The sequence below is a fragment of the Methylovulum sp. genome (assembly GCF_028687615.1).
In the GTDB taxonomy this organism is placed as follows: Bacteria; Pseudomonadota; Gammaproteobacteria; order Methylococcales; family Methylomonadaceae; genus Methylovulum.
Map to the genome: position 1 here is coordinate 1 of NZ_JAQTZU010000015.1, position 19,250 is coordinate 19,250.

General features: G+C 49.9%; 18 protein-coding genes and 1 tRNA gene. 3 read left to right on the forward strand and 16 right to left on the reverse strand.

What is annotated here, in order from left to right; genetic code table 11:
- Positions 1 to 354: 354 nt before the first annotated feature.
- The 13 genes from PHH59_RS10465 to PHH59_RS10525 all read right to left on the reverse strand — a co-directional run bounded on the left by PHH59_RS10465 (position 355) and on the right by PHH59_RS10525 (position 12,462).
- Positions 355 to 975: a protein-methionine-sulfoxide reductase heme-binding subunit MsrQ gene (locus PHH59_RS10465; protein ID WP_300015376.1), complete on the reverse strand. Its 621-nt coding sequence runs from the start codon at positions 973 to 975 to the stop codon at positions 355 to 357.
- A 2-nt stretch (positions 976 to 977) separates the two neighbouring features.
- Positions 978 to 1,910, reverse strand: a complete 933-nt coding sequence (gene msrP, locus PHH59_RS10470; RefSeq protein ID WP_300015380.1) for a protein-methionine-sulfoxide reductase catalytic subunit MsrP — start codon at positions 1,908 to 1,910, stop codon at positions 978 to 980.
- A gap of 518 nt (positions 1,911 to 2,428) precedes the next feature.
- On the reverse strand, positions 2,429 to 3,181 hold the full coding sequence (locus PHH59_RS10475) for a DUF5765 domain-containing protein (protein WP_300015382.1): 753 nt from the start codon (positions 3,179 to 3,181) through the stop codon (positions 2,429 to 2,431).
- Positions 3,182 to 3,554: 373 nt separating this feature from the next.
- Positions 3,555 to 4,115 (reverse strand): chorismate lyase, encoded by a 561-nt coding sequence (locus tag PHH59_RS10480; RefSeq protein WP_300015385.1) that lies wholly within the window; start codon positions 4,113 to 4,115, stop codon positions 3,555 to 3,557.
- A 2-nt stretch (positions 4,116 to 4,117) separates the two neighbouring features.
- Positions 4,118 to 6,199 (reverse strand): ATP-dependent DNA helicase RecG, encoded by a 2,082-nt coding sequence (recG, locus tag PHH59_RS10485; protein WP_300015388.1) that lies wholly within the window; start codon positions 6,197 to 6,199, stop codon positions 4,118 to 4,120.
- Positions 6,200 to 6,366: 167 nt separating this feature from the next.
- The gene (locus tag PHH59_RS10490) at positions 6,367 to 6,768 is read right to left on the reverse strand and encodes a RidA family protein (protein ID WP_300015391.1); all 402 of its coding nucleotides are present in this window, start codon (positions 6,766 to 6,768) and stop codon (positions 6,367 to 6,369) included.
- A 176-nt stretch (positions 6,769 to 6,944) separates the two neighbouring features.
- On the reverse strand, positions 6,945 to 7,511 hold the full coding sequence (gene pth / locus PHH59_RS10495; RefSeq protein WP_300015394.1) for an aminoacyl-tRNA hydrolase: 567 nt from the start codon (positions 7,509 to 7,511) through the stop codon (positions 6,945 to 6,947).
- Between the two features lie 35 nt (positions 7,512 to 7,546).
- Complete coding sequence (locus PHH59_RS10500; RefSeq protein WP_300015397.1) at positions 7,547 to 8,134, reverse strand: 50S ribosomal protein L25/general stress protein Ctc; 588 nt, start codon at positions 8,132 to 8,134, stop codon at positions 7,547 to 7,549.
- 42 nt (positions 8,135 to 8,176) lie between these two features.
- A complete protein-coding gene (locus PHH59_RS10505; protein WP_366145449.1) occupies positions 8,177 to 9,130 on the reverse strand; it encodes a ribose-phosphate diphosphokinase in 954 nt (317 codons plus the stop codon).
- Positions 9,131 to 9,170: 40 nt separating this feature from the next.
- Positions 9,171 to 9,245 (reverse strand) — tRNA-Gln (locus PHH59_RS10510).
- A gap of 4 nt (positions 9,246 to 9,249) precedes the next feature.
- The gene (gene ispE / locus PHH59_RS10515; protein WP_300015400.1) at positions 9,250 to 10,122 is read right to left on the reverse strand and encodes a 4-(cytidine 5'-diphospho)-2-C-methyl-D-erythritol kinase; all 873 of its coding nucleotides are present in this window, start codon (positions 10,120 to 10,122) and stop codon (positions 9,250 to 9,252) included.
- Positions 10,112 to 10,705: a lipoprotein insertase outer membrane protein LolB gene (gene lolB / locus PHH59_RS10520; protein WP_300015403.1), complete on the reverse strand. Its 594-nt coding sequence runs from the start codon at positions 10,703 to 10,705 to the stop codon at positions 10,112 to 10,114. The genes ispE and lolB overlap by 11 nt, the downstream gene beginning before the upstream one ends.
- 2 nt (positions 10,706 to 10,707) lie before the next feature.
- Entirely contained in the window at positions 10,708 to 12,462 is a 1,755-nt protein-coding gene (locus PHH59_RS10525; RefSeq protein ID WP_300015407.1) for a tetratricopeptide repeat protein, read from the reverse strand.
- A gap of 502 nt (positions 12,463 to 12,964) precedes the next feature.
- Here PHH59_RS10525 and hemA point away from each other — a divergent pair.
- From hemA to prmC, 3 genes are all read left to right on the forward strand, one after another.
- Positions 12,965 to 14,224, forward strand: a complete 1,260-nt coding sequence (gene hemA, locus PHH59_RS10530; RefSeq protein ID WP_300015592.1) for a glutamyl-tRNA reductase — start codon at positions 12,965 to 12,967, stop codon at positions 14,222 to 14,224.
- Positions 14,221 to 15,306, forward strand: coding sequence for a peptide chain release factor 1 (gene prfA, locus PHH59_RS10535; protein ID WP_300015410.1), 1,086 nt, complete (start codon positions 14,221 to 14,223; stop codon positions 15,304 to 15,306). The genes hemA and prfA overlap by 4 nt, the downstream gene beginning before the upstream one ends.
- 364 nt (positions 15,307 to 15,670) lie before the next feature.
- Positions 15,671 to 16,507: a peptide chain release factor N(5)-glutamine methyltransferase gene (gene prmC, locus PHH59_RS10540; RefSeq protein ID WP_300015413.1), complete on the forward strand. Its 837-nt coding sequence runs from the start codon at positions 15,671 to 15,673 to the stop codon at positions 16,505 to 16,507.
- A gap of 33 nt (positions 16,508 to 16,540) precedes the next feature.
- Here the strand turns inward: prmC and PHH59_RS10545 are convergent, their stop codons facing one another.
- From PHH59_RS10545 to PHH59_RS10555, 3 genes are all read right to left on the reverse strand, one after another.
- Entirely contained in the window at positions 16,541 to 17,248 is a 708-nt protein-coding gene (locus PHH59_RS10545; RefSeq protein WP_300015416.1) for a 4'-phosphopantetheinyl transferase superfamily protein, read from the reverse strand.
- 240 nt (positions 17,249 to 17,488) lie between these two features.
- Positions 17,489 to 18,982, reverse strand: a complete 1,494-nt coding sequence (gene acpA / locus PHH59_RS10550; protein WP_300015419.1) for an acid phosphatase — start codon at positions 18,980 to 18,982, stop codon at positions 17,489 to 17,491.
- Between the two features lie 22 nt (positions 18,983 to 19,004).
- Positions 19,005 to 19,250: a YfhL family 4Fe-4S dicluster ferredoxin gene (locus PHH59_RS10555; RefSeq protein WP_300015422.1), complete on the reverse strand. Its 246-nt coding sequence runs from the start codon at positions 19,248 to 19,250 to the stop codon at positions 19,005 to 19,007.

Here is a 19,250-nt window from a genome sequence, read left to right on the forward strand (position 1 = left end):
CTTCAGCGTTTTGTATTTTTTCTCGGACGGCGTGCGTGGTCGTGGCTGTTCCGTGTAGTAGTTGCCCCATAGCTTTTGCTCCTTGAGTTTAGGATATAGTAAACCATTTAAATGCGGGACTAAACAACTAACGCCTTTGTGGGCAAATAAGTGGCAACTTGAAATCGTCCCCTAGCCTTTTTTCGCTTTATAACGCAAGCCGGAGTCGTTTTGTTCCAATAGTAGGCATCTTAAGCGACCCGTTATGTAACGATTTTAGTACCTATAGCGATTTTGAAACTCCGTCCCGCTCCAATCAATCGAAGCTAAACAAATGCTCAGTACCCTTTCGTGCTTTTCGTGGACAACTTGGCATCAACTTTTAGCTTGTCTCCCACGCCACCAATAAAAAACCCGAAATCCCAACAACACCGCTAAAACCACCGCAAAAGTCATCGGGTTGGTCAGGTCTTTTTTCACCAGCCACCAATAATGCACCACGCCGCCGACACCGACGACATAAACCAAGCGGTGCAAGCATCGCCAGCGTTTGCCACCGAGTTTTTTGATCAACGCATTATTGGACGTGATTGCCAGCGGAAGCAGCAATAAGAATGACGGGAAACCAACGGTGATGTAGGGACGTTTGATGATGTCCTTGACGATGCCGTTCCAGTCAAAAAATTGGTCTAGCACCAAGTAGGTCAAAAAATGCAGGCTTGCGTAGAAAAATGCGGACAAGCCTAACATGCGGCGGGTACGTGTTAGCCAATTCCAACCGGTGAGTTTGCGTAATGGCGTGATGCCCAGCGTCACCATGATCAGCGTCAGCGTCCAATAACCGGTGCTACGGGTAATTTTTTCGATGGGGTTCGCGCCCAAACCATCCGTTATGCCGCCGATGATGAGCCTGACGAACGGAATCAGTGCCAATAAAAAGATGATGGTTTTTACCCGGCTTAGGGTTTTATCGTCGAGTTTTTTGATGGCTATCATATTTAGAAATATTTTTGCAAATCCATACCCGAATAAAGCCCCGCGACTTGGTCGGCATAACCGTTAAACGGCAAAGTCGGGCGTTTGAAAAAATCGCCGATACGGCGTTCTTTGGCTTGCGACCAGCGGCGATGATCGACTTCGGGATTGACGTTTGAGTAAAAACCATATTCGCTAGGCCCGGCTTTCATCCAGGCGGAAACAGGCTGATGTTCGGTGAAGCGGATTTTGACGATGGATTTCGCGCTCTTGAAGCCGTATTTCCACGGAATGACGATGCGGATCGGCGCACCATTTTGATTGGGCAGCATCTCGCCGTACAAACCAAAAGTCAGCAAGGTCAAAGGGTGCATGGCTTCGTCCATGCGCAAACCTTCGTTGTAAGGCCATTCCAGCACAGCGGAACGTTGCCCTGGCATTTGCATCGGGTCTTGCAGGGTGATGAACTCGACAAACTTGGCGTTGCCGGTGGGTTCGACTTGTTTAATCAGTTCGGACAAGGGATAACCTAGCCACGGAATCACCATTGACCAGGCTTCAACACAACGCAAACGGTAGACGCGCTCTTCCATCGCCGCCAGTTTCAGCAATTCTTCGATAGCAAAGGTTTTAGGTTTGTGGACCTCACCTTCCACCGTAACAGTCCACGGGCGGGTTTTTAAGGTGTGGGCGTGTCGCGCCGGATCGTCTTTGCTGGTGCCGAATTCGTAGAAATTGTTATAGCCCGTCACGTCTTTGTATGGGGTTTTCTCTTCATCCAACAAATACGCCTGATTGGCAGTAGCAGGCAGTTTATCGGCGGCCCATAGCGATTCAGGCAACAAACCGGCTGCTGAGACGCCTGCCGCCATTTGCATAAAACGCCGCCTATCAGTGTAATGTTCGCGTGAAGTGATTTCAGATGGCAAAATCCTAGTGTCTATTTTATCTCTCATAACGGCGTTCCTGTTGGGTGTTAGGTGGATGGCTTTTATAAGTGGTCGTGCGGGAGTTAGTTTGCTTACCTGTTTTTATATTTTATTAATCTTACATTCAACTCATAAGTGCTTACGCCAAAAAAAGCGTGGGCGAGGCATTCCCTGTTCAATGTAGGCATTTATGAAACACACATAACTTATTGAATAGGATTGTAATATTATAAGAAACATCGCTTTGGCTTTGTCACCCCATCATTTACATTTTGTCCCTATCATTGATTAAAACCTAATGGACGGTTAGCAAACCAGCTCTAACAGCGGACAGGGCATCTAAAATCGTTTACCCGATAATCTTGATAAGGCAAGCCAGATGGACAAGACCTTGCAGATATTAAAAACCTGAAAGATTGCTTAGGAATGGGCATGGAATAGTTTTGGCAATTACCCGCTAGACCTGTCAGGTTTTAATACCCTCTGGGGCACAAGAAACCTGACAGGTCTCAATCCACAAACTTATTCCATGCCCATTCCTTACATTAATCATCAACCCTCAACCACCGCCACCAAAACCAGCCTCGCACATGTAAATAACCCCGAATCGGTGTTTTCAAAAGCAGCAGCAACAAACCAATCGAGTACAAGCACCAAACCGCCGCCCATTCGTTAGGGTTATTCGTGCTTAGATACGCCAAAAATGGCCCGGTGACCAAATGATACGCTGTCATTTTCCACGAACCATAAAGCACCGGCATGATAAACGCGGCGACAATGTACATATTAAACAGCACCAGATTGGCAATCGCCGGAATTTCCCAGGCGATATGCCATTGACCGGAAACAGAACAGATTTTTTTACCGCAAAACGGCACGTTAAATGACTCAAAATAATCGCTGAACAACACGATCTTGGTTTTCACGTCATAACACATCGGTGCCCAGTCAAACGGATACAGGCGTATCAATAGGCAAACGGTGGCGATAAAGCAGATGAAATACACCGCCGGCGAAATTTTCTGGCGGATAGCTGCGGGGATAAAATACAGGGAAACGGCGTTGACGAAAAATGGCTGGAAGGCGATATGGATATAGCCCAGCAAGGTGGCGATCTGGTTGCCAGGGTTGGCGCAATCGTCTATCACCGTATAGGTATAAGCTTGCAAGGCTTCCATCAAAGAAAAAAAGCCCAACGCCGCACACAAAGCCAACGGCTCTTTTTTATAGTAAAAATAAACAGTACTGCTTAATCCAATGCCCGCCAAAACGGTGGACGCTTCGCCACTCCAGCACATAACAACTTCCCCTATCCTATTGTTATTATTTATCCTTTTTAGGGGATGGTGAATCACATAAACGCCAAGCGTATTTATGCTGGCTTACCTTTTCACGCTCCCGGTCGGAAACCAGTAAATGACCGAAGGTTTAAAAACCTTCACGGACATTATGAGTGCAAAATTATTGCCCCCCGCGCTGAAATTACGTTAAAAGCCAGCATAGACCAACGATACAAAGCCGCATCATAAGCAAATAATGAAGCAAATAATGTGCTTTCAGCTTGGCACATCCTACTCCTGTTTTATCCGGCCTTGAAATATTACACGGCTGCCTACCAAAGTAGCCACCCAGATTCACCCAGATTCGCCACCGCGCTGTTCGGGCACAAACTCAAATTTCCAAACTGTCCGCCAAAAAAAACTCGCTCACCAGCAAATGCTGGTGTTGCAAGCCATACACCGTGCGCCTACCCCAAACTGGCCGGTCGATCTGTGCCAATTCCCGCGTATCGGCAATCCAAGCATAAGGCTGCGTCTGGCAGACATCCAACTGCAAACGAGCCAGTTTCGGATAGGCAAAAATCACTTCACCCAGCGGGCGTGTGCCGAGTTTTGCCAAATTGCTATGGGCAAAGGTGATGGTGTCTGCCGGAATCACGGTACGGGCAAGAATCAGTGGTTTGCCATCGGCGTGGAGCAGGACTTCACGGACTAATGCGTGAATGTGGGTTGGAATTTGCAAACGGTGTTGTTCGGATAAAAACGGCGTTTGCCACTGTTGCCAAAGGACGCTGACTTTGACCGCGTTGCCATAAGTGCGGCGTAGACGTTGCGTCAATGATCCGGTTTCATACGTCCAGGATTGTACGGCGGTGGGCAGTTGGTGGCGGGTTCCGCGCCGATTTTCCCGCCATTGCGGATCGCGCAGGAATAACTGGCTTCTGGTGGTCAAGCTTAAACCTCGGCGTAAAACGTTTCTGTACCCAACCAGCGGCCACACAGCCGTGGCACCGCGTCGGGTGTTTCGGTAAACAATCGTTCGCTAACTTTTGCAATTTCGGCAATTAATTCGCCATCGCGTTGCAAGTCGGCAATTTTAAACTGCATCGCGCCCGTTTGCCGCGTCCCCATGACTTCGCCGGGACCGCGCAATTGCAGGTCTTTTTCGGCGATGACAAAACCGTCGTTGCTGTCACGCAAAATCCCCAGCCGTTGCCGGGCGGTTTCCGACAAGGGCGATTGGTACATCAGCAAGCAGTAGCTGTCATCTTTGCCCCGCCCTACCCTGCCGCGCAATTGGTGCAGTTGCGACAACCCTAAGCGTTCGGGGTTTTCGATAATCATCAAGCCTGCATTCGGCACGTCCACGCCGACTTCAATCACGGTGGTGGCGACCAGCAAATCCAGTTGGTGCTGTTTGAACGCCTGCATCACCGCGTCTTTTTCCAAGCTTTTCATGCGCCCATGCACCAGCCCGACGCGCACAGCGGGCAAGGCTTGCGTCAAACTTTCGGCTGTTTGTTCGGCGGCTTGGCATTGCAGAGTTTCCGATTCTTCGATCAAAGTGCATACCCAATAGGCTTGGCGGCGTTTGCCCACCCATTCGTTGATCCGCGCCACCACGTCGGCGCGGCGTTCGGACGGGATGACGCGGGTGACGACGGGCTGCCGTCCGGGCGGCAATTCGTCGATGACGGACACGTCCAAATCGGCGTATTGCAGCATCGCCAAGGTGCGCGGAATCGGCGTGGCGGTCATCACCAATTGGTGCGGACGCATCCCCGCTTGCTGGCTTTTTTCGCGCAAGGCCAGGCGTTGATGGACACCAAAGCGGTGTTGTTCATCAATGATAACCAGCCCAAGCTTGTGGAACTGCACGGCTTCCTGGAACAAGGCGTGGGTGCCGATCACCAGATTGACCGTGCCATCCGCCAGCCCTTGCAGCACCGTCTGGCGGGCGCGGCCTTTGCTTTGTCCACTCAAGAAACTGATTTGCATATCAAATCCGGCAAACCACACGCTGAAATTACGCAAATGTTGTTCCGCCAACAATTCGGTCGGGGCCATCAGCGCGGCCTGATAACCCGCCGTCATCGCCAGCAAGACCGTGTAGGCGGCGACGATGGTCTTGCCGGAACCGACATCGCCTTGCACCAGGCGCATCATCGGTTTAGGCTGGCGGCAATCGGCGACGATGTCGGCAATCACCCGTTGTTGCGCACCCGTCAAACTGAACGGCAAGGAACGTAAAAAATGTGCGGTGCTTGACGTGTCTTCATGAAAAACCGGGGCTTGCCAGACACTGGCTTGCCGTTTCAACGACGACAACCGTAAATGATGCGCTAGCAGTTCTTCAAAGGCCAAACGTTTCAAGGCCGGAACGCTACCGTCTTGCAGGGCCTCCACGGTGACGGTTTCATCAGGGGCATGTAGGGTTTGAATGGCTTCCGCCAAAGAGGGATAGCCAAAATCTTGCAACAGCATCGTAGGCAACCAATCGGTCAATAGCTCGGGATGTTTTTCACAAAACTGCAAAACTTGTTTAATGGCTTTGCGGACGACATTCTGGCTTAAGCCCTCGGTGAGCGGATAGACGGGGGTCAACCGCGTGTCGGTGACTGCCGCATCGGGACCGCTGATGACGCTGTAATCAGGATGCACCATCTCCAAACCCGCCATGCCCAAGCGGATTTCGGCGAACACGCATAGCCAAGTACCCGGCTTGAAAACATTATGCTGGTTGGCGGTGAAATGGAAAAACCGCAACATCACCGCCCCTGTGCCGTCACTGATTTTGCAGACCAGGCTTTTGCGGCCTCTGGGCAGGACATCAATAAATTCCACTTTGCCGCAGACTAGCGCGGTCATGCCCGCCATCAGCCCCACTATGGGCGTGACGCGGGTGCGGTCTTCGTAACGGTGCGGTAAATGGAACAATAAATCTTGCACGGTACGCAAACCCAGTTTTTCAAAACGGCTGGCGGTTTGGGCACCGATACCGTTGAGGCAGATAAGGGGTTGTTTCAGAAGGTTCATGCAATCGTATTCCAAGCGTTTACCCTTCCTGGACGAGATGATGCCTATTCACAGAAATATGAATTGCCGACATTTAGAGAATGGTGGGATGGGTTGACGACAGGAAGCCCATCAATTACGTCAAAACGATGGGCATCCCTTCGTTCGCCCATCCTGTTGGCTGATGCTTACAGCGGATATTCTTGGATGGGCAAGTGCATGACCGCGTCCATTTCCACTGCCGCGCCTTTTGGCAAAGAAGCCACGCCTACCGCCGCGCGTGCCGGATACGGCTGCTCAAAATACTGTCCCATAATTTCATTGACCACCGGAAAATTTGCCAGGTCGGTCAGGAACACGTTCAATTTGACGATATGGGAAAAATCCCCGCCCGCCGCTTCGGCAACGGCTTTCAGGTTATCAAACACCCGGATGATTTGCACGGTGATGCCGCCTTCAACCAGCGTCATCGTTTCTGGGATTAGCGGGATTTGTCCTGACAGGTACACGGTATGCCCGACTTTGACGGCTTGGGAATATGTGCCTATGGCTTGCGGGGCTTTATCAGTCTGGATAATTTCTTTGGTCATGCTGCTACCTTTTATATACGGCAAAACTGCCTTGCGTGGATGAGGATTTATCGGCGCAATTATAGGGTATTTTTAAGCGGATGTGACTGGCAATTGCGGGATGGTGGCTTGCTTTGCCACCCATGTTGAGGATTGGAAATAAAACTGGGGGGTAATTTGAAATTAACAGAATAAGTTTAGGTATTTAGCTTATTCATCGCCGCCGCAATTTGACCGCTGACAATTTGCCCTATATAAGGTTTCGCCAATTCAAAACTGCCTTCCAATAACAGCCAATCGGTTTTGGAAGGTTCTGACAAGACATAATCGGCAACTACCTTACCAGCGGCGGGCCGGCCTATGCCGATTCGAAGACGGTAAAAATCGTTGCCACCAAGATGGGCGATGATGTCGCGCAAGCCGTTGTGTCCGGCATGACCGCCACCTTTTTTAAGCTTGACCACGCCAACGTCGAAATCCAGTTCATCGTGGACAACGAGAATTTCTTCGGGCGGGATTTTGTAATATCGGGCGACTTTGCCGACGGCTTGCCCGCTACGATTCATAAAGGTTCCGGGTTTTAACAACAAGAGCTTATGGTAAGCGATGCTACATTCCGCCAAACTCCCTTGAAATTTGGCTTCCAATTGCCAAGAACCACGATAATCGGCAAGCAAAGTGTCTAAAAACAAAAACCCGGCATTGTGCCGGGTTTTTTCGTACTGACGACCTGGATTTCCTAAACCGACAATCAATTTAATCATGATAGGGTTTGGTCATTCCAAATCTTTAAAACACATTAGCTGGCAGCTTTGGTAGGCATCATTGTGACGACCGGGTGATTGTGCTCTTCACCTTGCGCTAAAACGACGATTGCCACGCCATTAGGCAAAACTAAATCTGACAAATGCAAAGTTTCACCAATATCCAAATTAGCCAAATCAACCTCTATAAACTCAGGCAAAGAGGAAGGCAAGCAAGAAATTTCTACATCAGCCATTGAGTGTGCGGCAACACCGCTTTTTTTACCACCAACAGAAGTTGCTTCATTGATAAAATGCAAAGGCACATGGACTTTAACGGTCTCTGACATATCAACGCGCAAAAAATCCAAATGCAGGACTTGGAATCTGGCAGGGTTACGTTGGACACCTTTGAGAATCGCTTTTTCGATTTTCCCGTCAACTGTTATATCAAGCACATGGGAATAAACCGCTTCATGCTCAAGATGCTTGATCACTTCATTGTGGTTCAACACCAGCATTTGAGGGTCACGATGACCACCATAAATTACCGCAGGCACGTTACCTTGGCGACGTGAACGTCTCGCCGCACCTTTTCCAGAATCGGCACGACCTTCGGCTACAAACTCAAATACATTAGACATTCTCTTTTCAACCCCGCACTTCAACGTGCTTTTATTAAACTTTTAATCAACATATAGCGAACTGACAGATTCACCCACAGCAATCCGCCTTATCGTTTCCGCTAACATTTCAGCAACCGACAATTGCCTGATTTTGCCAGAATCTACTGCTTCCTGGCTCAACGGTATGGTGTCCGTAACTACCAGCTCATCCAAGGAAGAGCCAGTCAAATTCTTCATGGCCGGGCCAGACAGAACAGCGTGTGTGCAATAAGCCAAAACCTTAACGGCCCCGTGCTTTTTTAAAGCCGCCGCCGCATGGCATAAAGTGCCAGCGGTATCGACAATATCATCTATCAGGATACAAGTGCGTCCATCAACATCACCGATAATGTGCATAACTTCTGCAACATTGGCTTTTAACCTGCGTTTGTCTATGATCGCCAAATCGGCATCATTCAAGCGTTTGGCAAGTGCCCTGGCCCTGACAACGCCACCGACATCCGGCGAAACGACTATCAAATCTTTATACTGTTGCCGCCAAATATCGCCTAACAATATCGGCGAGGCATAAACATTATCGACAGGTATATCAAAGAAACCTTGGATTTGATCCGCATGCAAATCAACCGTCAACAAACGGCTGGCCCCTGCTTGCTCGATCATTTTGGCCACCAGCTTGGCACTGATGGGGACCCGTGCCGAACGTGAACGCCGGTCTTGCCGTGCATAACCATAATAAGGCATCACGGCGGTAATACGCGATGCAGATGCCCGTTTAAGGGCGTCAATCATCACCAATAACTCCATTAAATTCTCGTTGGTTGGTGAACAAGTAGGCTGGATTACGAAAACATCCTTACCTCGGACATTCTCTTCAATTTCCACCGCAATTTCACCATCACTAAACCTGCCGACTGCCGCCATCCCTAAGCGCATGTTCAACTTTTTAACAATACCTTCGGACAAGGCCAAGTTAGCATTTCCAGAAAACACCATCATTGAGGTGTCATTCATTCAAGCTCTCCCACACGAATTTAACTTAAATGGATGTAAATGGCTGGGTCGCAAGGATTCGAACCTTGGTATGCGGAGATCAAAACCCCGTGCCTTACCGCTTGGCGACGACCCAATAATCAAGATAGTGAACCACCCTGTTTCATCATTGAAAACAAGGGCGATTCATTGACGCATTTTGAAAGATACACTTGCCACTTATTTTTAAGTGATTGGTATGCTTTCGTTGCATTTATTTCTGAATCAAACTGTGCAAATACACAAGCCCCAGTTCCAGTCAATTTTGCATCTGAAAATTCAGACAAATCGACTAAAGCATCTCTAACGAGTGGATAACGCTGGCAAACCACATCAAGACAATCGTTTTGATGCTGACCCGCTGTAAAGTCAGATATTTTGATTGATTTACTGTCGCGTGTCAATTCCTCGGCGCAAAAAATTTCTTTGGTATTGACATGGCAATCCGGTTTGATAACCACGACCCAATGCTCCGGCACAATGATTGGCTGGATTTTTTCACCGACACCTTCCGCCCAAGCGGCGTGGCCAAACACAAAAATGGGCACGTCCGCACCTAATGACAAACCCAGCTCCATCAATTTTTCAGTTGATAGCTGCAAATCCCATAATTTATTCAGCACGGTCAAAACCGTCGCCGCATCAGAACTGCCGCCGCCCAAACCACCGCCCATAGGCAGGTTTTTTTCGACTTCAATACATACACCCTGCTGGCAAGCCGTTGTAGATTTCAATAGCATAGCCGCCCTGACCGTCAAATCTTCTGATTCAGCCACATCGGGAAGGGTGTTTTTCAGGCTGACCCGTCCACTGGCATCGGGATAGAATCGTATCCAGTCGCACAATTCAACAAATTGGAACACGGTTTGTAATAAGTGGTAGCCGTCCGGCCTGCGCCCGACGATCCGCAACATCAAATTTAATTTTGCCGGTGCCGGCCATTTTGCCGCCCGGTATGGGTGATTAGAGTCCATCAGTGCCATTTAAAACCCATTGCTCAATAATCAATTTCAGTTTGACCTTTTCATTCATGACCGTCATTTTGCGCGGCAAACTGCGGTTGCTGGCCGACTGCATTTGCTTGTATTCAACCATCCAGCCCGATTGGCTGAAACCAGAAGCCACATCGACAAATGCCAGCCCAGGCTCAGGCAAACCGACTATCCAGTAACTCAATGCCCTGATAGGTATCGACATACCTAATTGCTGGTTGATAAAAACTTCCGGTTGCGCCGATGTTTGCACCTTGCCGCCGCCACGGTCGATACTTACCAAGCCGCCATTAAGCCGGATGAGCGTAGCCCCCTGCCCTAATGGCCCGGATAATTTTAGCTGGTCTTGTGCAGGATCATGATCCCAAAGCAGGTTTGCCGACCAAGAATCTTTATTGCCGCTCAATGATAAACGCCCCTCCAGCGACCACTGCGCCAAGGGTTGCAAATCCTCCATCGCCGCTCTTGAATAAGCACCGTCAGGAACCACATCCAGGCTTGAACACGCCGATACTAAAAAAACCAAGGCCAGAACGGCAAGTTGCCTGATTTTCACAAACCACACGACTATTCGGCCTTGTCCAATATCCGCGCTTTAAAATCTAGCAGATAATGGTCTTCCGGTGCTTCCCTAAATGCTTTATTAAAGATTTTTTTCGACTTGTCCTTTTGGTTCACCGCCCATAGGACTTCCGCAAGATGCGCGGCAATCTCATTTTCCTGCTGTTTTGCGTAGGCACGTTCGAGATAATCCAACGCTTTGGTGGTATTGCCCAGCTTAAACTGCAACCAGCCATAACTATCCAGGATAACCGCCTCGTTGGGGGCCAGTTTAAGTGCGCGTAACAAATAGGTTTCCGCTTCCGGGTAACGTTTAGTTTTGTCTGCCAGCGTATAACCCAAGGCATTCAAGGCTTCTGCATTATCAGGATGTTTATCAAGGATTTTTTTCAAATCCGCTTCCAACACATCCAATTTCCCCAGATGCTCAGACATCAAGGCACGGGCATATAACAAATTTTTATCATCCGGCAAATCAACCAACGCTTTGGTCAACAAATTGAATGCCTTTTCATACTGTTGTTGCTGGTTTAGCAATTCCGAATATACCAGCAAAATCCGCACCCTTTGTTTAGGGTATTTTTTTGCCAACGACGCTAGCCGTGTATCGGCTTGCGCAAATTGTTTTTCTTTTCCGAGCAAGGCAACCGCAGCAATACCCGCCTCAAACACCACCGGCTCGTCGCTGACTTTATCGTACAAACGTAAAGCCCGGTCCGTATCATCTTGTTGTTCGGCAATTTTTGCCAAATAAAAATTCGCTTGCGAGCGCCATTCCGGCACATCCAAAAGCTTGGTAAATAGGTCTTCCGCTTCTTCAGGCTTATCCTGTTGCAAATACACCAATCCCAAGGCCAGACGGCTTTCATTGTCATTAGGATTGGATTTGAGCATATCCTGGTAAACCTGGCCCGCTGCGGCATAGTCTTTGGCCTTGACCAACACCTGGGCCAACAATTTTTTGATTTTGTTGTCATCAGGAAACTTAAGCGAAGCATTTTTTAACGCGGTTTTGGCTTTATTGAAGTCACCCGAAAACATCGCCAATTGCGCCTGCAACATCAATGCCTTATCCCAGCCAGGCTGCACACGCAGGGCTTGCCCAACCTTTGCTTCAGCAACATCCGGCTTTTCCATCTGTGTCGCCAGCAAGGCCTGGACAAAATAAACCACTGCCTGATCAGGATGCTTGGCTGCGACGTTACTAAGCACATCAAAAATCAGATCAGATTTGTTTTCTTTTTGCAGGACAGACGCCAACTCCAAGACTGATTTGTCAAAACCCGCCGGGTCGTTCTTTAGCAATGACTCGATATGCGCCGTCGCCGCCACTTTGTCCCCCGACTTTACAGCAGCAAGGGCCGCAAATTTTCTTGCGGTGATATTATTGGCATCCTGCCTTAACCAAATTGTTACCGCCTCATTGAGCTTGCCACTGTCTTTCAGATACATCGCAATCATAGCGGCGCGTTCTGCAAAACGTGGATCGTGGACACGTTTTGCGGCTTCCATATAACCTTCCAAAGCAATGCCATATTGCCCCCGTTGACCTGCCAATTCTGCTGTCAACAACATAAACAACACATCGGGGTCGATTGATGTTTTAACTTCTTTGGGTTTGCTTTGCTGTCCAGGACTAACTGGCTTGGCCGGTGCCGCTTCGGTTTGCTGTGGTTTTGCTGGCGAACTGGCACAGCCGTATAGTAAACCCAGCGTTATTACAGAGAATAATCTAAAAACAAACAGTCTAAAACTTAACACTCACAATCCTTTATTAGGCCCCAAAGATAGGCTTATAGATTAGCAGAAAAAGCCGTTGATTTAGAGAGCTGATTGCACCATTTTCAATAAGCTATTCTATTTCTTGGCAGAGAGCGGGATAATATACGGCTAATTAAGCAAAAAGCCACACGCGACCCGCCCATTTTAGGCAATTTCCAAGAATGAATGTACCCAAATCGCGCAGGATTTTTGCTCATTTTCAACGACTGCAAGGATGCCACCACAAGAGTGGTCTATGGACAGAGGTAGAGCACCAACAGTAGGCGCTTGAGGCGACGCCCCTCAAGGGGGTCTAAGGACAGAGCGGTTGCCGAGGCGTAAAAATAGGCGCATAGCGGGCTATGCAACTGTTTTTACAACGCAGAAAATGGGCAAAAAAACTAGCGAGTTGGATATATTCTTCGCCGGAAATCGCCTTAAGCTATTGTCACGCGGCAAAGCCCATATCAAAACCCATAACATCCAATTGACCACCAATACCATGACACTACTCGCCGTAGGGATTAATTACCAAACAGCCCCGGTCGCCATCCGTGAACGGCTGTCATTCCCTACTGAGGTTTTACAACCCGCTTTACAGGAATTGCACCATCTCAGGGAAATTAGCGAAGCGGCAATCTTATCGACTTGCAACCGCACCGAATTTTATTGCTCGGCAAACACGGCCAACCAACAAATCCTGATCGACTGGGTCGCGCAAAATAAACGCCTCAATACATCAGATTTCGCACCTTATCTCTACAGCCACACCGATGGCGAACTGATCCGCCACATGTTCCGCGTCGCCTGCGGGCTGGATTCGATGATTTTGGGCGAACCGCAAATCCTGGGGCAAATGAAAACCGCTTATCAAGCCGCTTGTGATGCCGGAACCTTAGGGAAGCATCTGGGCAAACTGTTCCAGCACACTTTCACCGCCGCCAAAAAAGTCCGCACCGACACCGCCATCGGCTCCAGCCCCGTGTCCGTCGCCTTTGCCGCCGTCCAGCTCGCCCAGCAGATTTTTGACAAGCTCAGCCAACAAACCGCGCTGTTGATCGGCGCCGGCGAAACCATAGAACTGGCCGCCCGGCACTTGACCCAGCAAGGCATAGGCCGCTTGATTATCGCCAACCGCACTTACGACAAGGCCCACAGCCTGGCTGTGCAATTCAACGGCTATGCGATAGACCTGTCAGAATTGCCCAACCACCTTGCCGAGGCCGATATTGTCATCTCGTCAACCGCCAGTGCCTTGCCTATCCTGGGCAAGGGCCGTGTCGAAAGCGCGTTAAAAAAACGCAAACATAAACCGATGTTCATGGTGGATTTGGCCGTCCCCCGTGACATCGAAGCCGAAGTTGAACAATTGCGCGACATTTATCTGTATACCGTAGACGATCTGCAACAGACCATAGACCAGAACATGAACTCGCGCCGCCAAGCGGCAGATCAGGCGGAAGAAATCATCGACACCCAGGTTGAACATTTCCTGGCTTGGCTGCGCGCCCAAGGGGCGCAATCGACCATCCGCGATTACCGCCTGTCCGCCGAACAAATCCGTGATGAAGCCTTACAAAAGGCGTTGTTATCCCTGAGAAATGGCGCGTCTCCCGAAGAAACCCTAAACCGGCTCGCCCATACCCTCACCAACAAACTGATACACACGCCCAGCACCCAAATCAGGATCGCCGCCGAAAACGAACGCCATGATTTAATCGCCGCCGCCCGCGAAATTTTTAAACTTAGTCATACCCAATGAAAAAATCCATACAAACCAAACTGGAAAACCTGTGCGAACGCTACGACGAAATCGCCGCCCTGCTTTCGGAACCGGAAGTGCAAGGCAACCAAAACCGCTTCCGTTCCTTGAGCCAGGAATACGCGCAAATCAACCCGCTAGTAGAATGCTATAAACGCTATGAACAGGCACTGGAGCTGCTCGACTCGGCAAAAGAAATGCTGGACGACAGCGATGCCGACATGCGTGAACTTGCCAAAGAGGAAGAGAAAGAAGCGGAAAACCAAATCGAAATACTCGACCACGAACTGCAACTGTTATTGCTGCCTAAAGACCCCAACGACAACCGCAACATCTTTCTGGAAATCCGCGCCGGGACCGGCGGCGACGAAGCGGCGATATTCTCCGGCGATTTGTCGCGCATGTACCAACGCTATACCGAACGCAAAGGCTGGCAAACCGAAATCATCAGCGAAAGCCCTGGCGACCACGGCGGTTACAAAGAAGTCATCCTGCGCATATCAGGCCGCGACGTGTATTCGCAACTGAAATTTGAATCCGGCGCCCACCGCGTCCAGCGCGTACCGGAAACCGAGTCACAAGGCCGTATCCATACCTCCGCCTGCACGGTCGCCATCATGCCGGAAGTGGAAGAAGTTGACGCCATCGACATCAATCCGGCGGATTTAAAAGTCGATACCTACCGCGCTTCCGGTGCCGGCGGCCAGCACATCAACAAAACCGAGTCGGCGATCCGCATCACCCATATCCCTACCGGCGTGGTGGTGGAATGCCAGGACGAACGCTCGCAGCACAAAAACCGCGCCCGCGCCATGTCCTTGCTGGCCTCGCGCCTGTTGTCCGCCGAACAGGAAAAGCACCATGCCGAACAGTCGCTCACGCGTAAACTGCAAGTCGGCAGCGGTGACCGTTCCGAACGCATACGCACCTACAATTACCCGCAAGGCCGCCTCACCGACCACCGCATCAACCTGACCTTGTACAAACTCGACGACATCATGCAGGGCGGCCTGGAGCAAGTGCTGCAACCGCTAATCAGCGAACATCAGGCCGAATTGCTCACGCAATTGGGGGATGATTGATTGCAACGGGCAACGGGCAACGATGCCCACGAAAAACACGAAAGGCACGAAAAAATGAGCCAGGGGGAATTGTTGTTGATTCCCAAAACGGGTGAGTGAATCCAATATTACTTCAAACGGTCACGTTTTCGGTTTTTGCAATCCATCGTAGGGTACGCTATGCGTACCTTTTGCATTGATTTTATGATGATTTTTAAAGGTACGCACAGCGTACCCTACCTAAAAAACCGAAAACTTGACCGCTTGAAGCATACGAAAACGTAAAGCATCTTTAGAACAGTTTCAACTCAACCACCATTAAAATTTTCGTGCCTTTCGTGTATTTCGTGGACAATGCGAAACACTCTAAAAAATCAACCACCCCATGCCCACCATCAAAATCCTACTGGCACAAGCCACCAAAGATTTAGCCGCCACCAGCGACTCCCCGGCCTTGGATGCCGAAGTCCTGCTCTGCCACGTCCTGGACAAACCCCGCTCCTACTTGCGGGCCTGGTGCGACCAGACCATCAGCGACGAACAACAACGGCAATTCCAACGGCTCTGGCAACAACGTTGCCAAGGCCAGCCTATCGCCTATCTAACGGGCCAACGGGAATTCTGGTCACGCGATTTTTTCATCACCCCGGATGTATTGATCCCGCGCCCAGCCACCGAACTGTTGATTGAACTCAGCCTGCAATTGATTCCGGCCCATGCGGCTTGGAATATTATTGACCTCGGCACGGGTTCCGGCATTATCGCCATCACCCTCGCCGCCGAACGCCCCAACGTCCAACTGACCGCCGTTGATCTTAGCCAGAAAGCCCTGCAAGCCGCCCGGCAAAACGCCAGCCGCCATCAAACCAACAATGTCCAGTTTCTACACAGTAATTGGTTCAACGCCGTGCCCTTGCAACGCTTCCAGCTCGTCATCAGCAATCCGCCCTACATCGCCGAAAATGACGGGCATTTACAACAAGGTGACCTGCGCTTTGAACCCGAATCAGCCCTTATCGCCAGTGGACAAGGCTTGGATGATATTAAAACTATCGCAAAAACCGCCAAAAACTGGCTGACCGAAGACGGGCATTTGTTAATCGAACACGGTTATGACCAAGAAGCTGTCGTACAGGCTATTTTTACATCATGCGCCTATCGGGAAGTGCAGACTTACTGCGATTTGTCCGGGCAACCCAGGGCGACTTATGGCCGAATGTAAGCAGATGGTTTTATATGGCAATATTTACCTGACTCAATCCAGTCGAAAACGGCGGATAAGCACTTGCCGTTTATCAAGCACCAACGCCGCACATAGCGGCTTGTCCATTGTCGGCAAATCCAGGCTGATGGCCCGCCATGCCTCAGCCACCCCATAACCTTCAGGTACACCTAAAAAGGCTTCCGGCTGCTGCGGATTGACCACACAATGCTGTAAACCCAAAGCAATCCCGCGCCCGGTGGCTTTGACGAAAGCCTCTTTTTTAGTCCAAAACTGGTAAAACACTGACGTTTTTTCTGCGTCAGGCAATGCTTGCCAGTAAGCGGCTTCGGTGGCAGAAAAACATTTGGCAACCAGCGCGGCAAGGTTGGCACGGGCTTGGATGTGTTCAATATCAACGCCAAGCTGGCAGCTCGGCGCGACAACAATGGCGAGCTGATTGGCGGTGTGGGAGATATTGAATGCAAATTGCGGATGGTCGGCAAGATACGGTTTGCCATATTCAGTCCGGGCGATGCGGATGGCGGCAGGATTTTGCTTGAGCGTGTCCGCCAGAACCCCTCTCAAACGACCGCGTACTTCGATAAAACGCCGCCTTATCAGCGGATTGGCAAGTGTTTTGGCACGGGCAAGTTCGGCGGCATCTAACAGCGGCAGATAGTGTTGGCTTACCGCTTCATCGCCTGACAATTGACCGTGCCAGAAATCGACGGTGTGCCCATCAAATTCCGGCAATGGCACGCCCCTTACTGTGGCTGTTTAGCTTACTGAAATTATTAGATACCCGTATTTTCAGTATAGTTAGGTGATTTTCGAGAAAGAACACACCATCAAAAATCTGATTCGTAGAAAAACTAAAGTCCACGAAAGGCACGAAAAAATAACTTGGAGACGTTTTTTCGTGTTTTTTGTGTCGCCTAATGCGCCTACTGTTGGCTTTCGTGGACAGATTTTTGGGTAAATTCATTGCAGGAAATCACCTTATTTAAACTCAAACGCACCCATTAAATCGCCAACATTGCCCCTAACTCCCGGCAAGGCTTCCAGACCATAACGGCGGGTGATAAATTTGAGGATCGAAGTGGTGTCGTAAACTGTATGGTCAACAAATCCGCGTTTGGCAAAAGGCGAAATAATCAGGGTTGGAATACGCGTCCCTGGCCCCCAACGGTCGCCTTTAGGTGGTGCGGCATGATCCCAAAAACCGCCGTTTTCGTCGTAAGTGACAATGACCACCATATCCGGCCATTGTTTGCTGTGGCTTAGTCGGTCAAGCAATTCGGCGATATGGCGGTCACCGCTGAGCACATCGGTGTAACCTGGATGCTCATTCAAATCGCCGGTGGGTTTGTAAAATGACACTTGTGGCAAGGTGCCGTTATTGATGGCTTGCAGAAAATCCTCGCCGTCTTTTAAATGCGTTTCCCGGTCTTTGCTGCCGGGGGCAAAACGGGCGTAGTAATTAAACGGCTGGTGGTGGGCTTGGAAATTCAAAGTGCCTTGAATATCGGAATAAATCACCCCGCGTTTTTTATCGGCAGTTTGCACGCCATCAGCGAGGGCTTTATTCCAACCTCCTGCATACCAGGCCCAAGAGATTTTTTTGTCAGAAAGCGTATCGCCTATGGTTTTCGTGGTTTGGGGCGGCAGCTGGTAACGTTCTGTACCTGCAAACCGCAAGTCGCCGCCTTTGTCAGGCGGAATACCGGAAGGCTGGTAGGGCGGTTGCACGGTGTTGACCGTATAGCCATCGGGGGTGAACGCGCCATCAAAAAAAACAGGCGCGGCTTGCATAGCCGACGGCTTGGATTCGGGTTTGCGTTTTAGCCGCCCTTGTGGGTCAAGTTGGGCGCGAAGTTCCGAGGGTGCTTTCAGGTCTTGTGGCGTACAGGCACAAACCAGCCATTGGTGGTTCAAATAAGAACCGCCAAACGCGCCCATAAAAAAATGATCCGCCAGCACATAGTCCTTAGCCCATTGCCACAGCGGTAATTTACTTCCGTCGTAATAGCCCATGACCAAACCACCCGCATCGGAAATGGCGGCAAAACGGTTATTAAGCCCACCGTTGATTTGCCCGATATTTTGATAATAACGGTGGACAAGGTCGCGGGTTTTTACCGATGCAGGTAAATTGACCGGGGGGGCATCAATTTGGAAGGGTTGGTTGGGCAGTTTGGCAGCTATCAACGGTGTTTTTTTACTCGCCCAGATCGGTGGCAATTCCTTCAGCACCTTACCATCGTGGTCGATTTGTGCGTACTGTTCAGGAGCCGCCTGTTTGATGCCATCAGCCCCAGGAAACAAACCGTAAAGATTATCAAAACTGCGGTTTTCGGCGTAGATGATGACAATATGCCCGATGGCTACATGCGGTTCAGTTTTTTTGCTTCCCGCCAAAACCGATGCGCTGGCAACCCACCCGACAAAAAAAATCAAAGCGTTTGCGAAATATTGAATTTGTTTATTAATCATAGGCTTTAAGGAACTTGCAAAATTATCGCGTCAGTTTTAAATATTTTTGATACAAGGTCTCATGATCCTCAACAAACTGCGGATCTTTTTCTATACATTCGACGGGGCATACTTCGACACATTGCGGTGTGCCATGATGGCCTACGCATTCGGTGCACAAAGCCGGATTGATGATATAAATGTCTTCGCCCTGGGAGATCGCGCCATTCGGGCATTCAGGTTCGCAGACATCACAATTGATGCAGGCATCATGGATAATCAGGGCCAT

Bases quoted from the DNA above. Each gene is read 5' to 3' on its own strand.
- PHH59_RS10465 (WP_300015376.1), bottom strand. From the start codon at position 975: ATGATAGCCATCAAAAAACTCGACGATAAAACCCTAAGCCGGGTAAAA.
- msrP (WP_300015380.1), bottom strand. From the start codon at position 1,910: ATGAGAGATAAAATAGACACTAGGATTTTGCCATCTGAAATCACTTCA.
- PHH59_RS10475 (WP_300015382.1), bottom strand. From the start codon at position 3,181: ATGTGCTGGAGTGGCGAAGCGTCCACCGTTTTGGCGGGCATTGGATTA.
- recG (WP_300015388.1), bottom strand. From the start codon at position 6,199: ATGAACCTTCTGAAACAACCCCTTATCTGCCTCAACGGTATCGGTGCC.
- PHH59_RS10490 (WP_300015391.1), bottom strand. From the start codon at position 6,768: ATGACCAAAGAAATTATCCAGACTGATAAAGCCCCGCAAGCCATAGGC.
- pth (WP_300015394.1), bottom strand. From the start codon at position 7,511: ATGATTAAATTGATTGTCGGTTTAGGAAATCCAGGTCGTCAGTACGAA.
- PHH59_RS10500 (WP_300015397.1), bottom strand. From the start codon at position 8,134: ATGTCTAATGTATTTGAGTTTGTAGCCGAAGGTCGTGCCGATTCTGGA.
- PHH59_RS10505 (WP_366145449.1), bottom strand. From the start codon at position 9,130: ATGAATGACACCTCAATGATGGTGTTTTCTGGAAATGCTAACTTGGCC.
- ispE (WP_300015400.1), bottom strand. From the start codon at position 10,122: ATGGACTCTAATCACCCATACCGGGCGGCAAAATGGCCGGCACCGGCA.
- hemA (WP_300015592.1), top strand. From the start codon at position 12,965: ATGACACTACTCGCCGTAGGGATTAATTACCAAACAGCCCCGGTCGCC.
- prfA (WP_300015410.1), top strand. From the start codon at position 14,221: ATGAAAAAATCCATACAAACCAAACTGGAAAACCTGTGCGAACGCTAC.
- prmC (WP_300015413.1), top strand. From the start codon at position 15,671: ATGCCCACCATCAAAATCCTACTGGCACAAGCCACCAAAGATTTAGCC.
- acpA (WP_300015419.1), bottom strand. From the start codon at position 18,982: ATGATTAATAAACAAATTCAATATTTCGCAAACGCTTTGATTTTTTTT.
- PHH59_RS10555 (WP_300015422.1), bottom strand. From the start codon at position 19,250: ATGGCCCTGATTATCCATGATGCCTGCATCAATTGTGATGTCTGCGAA.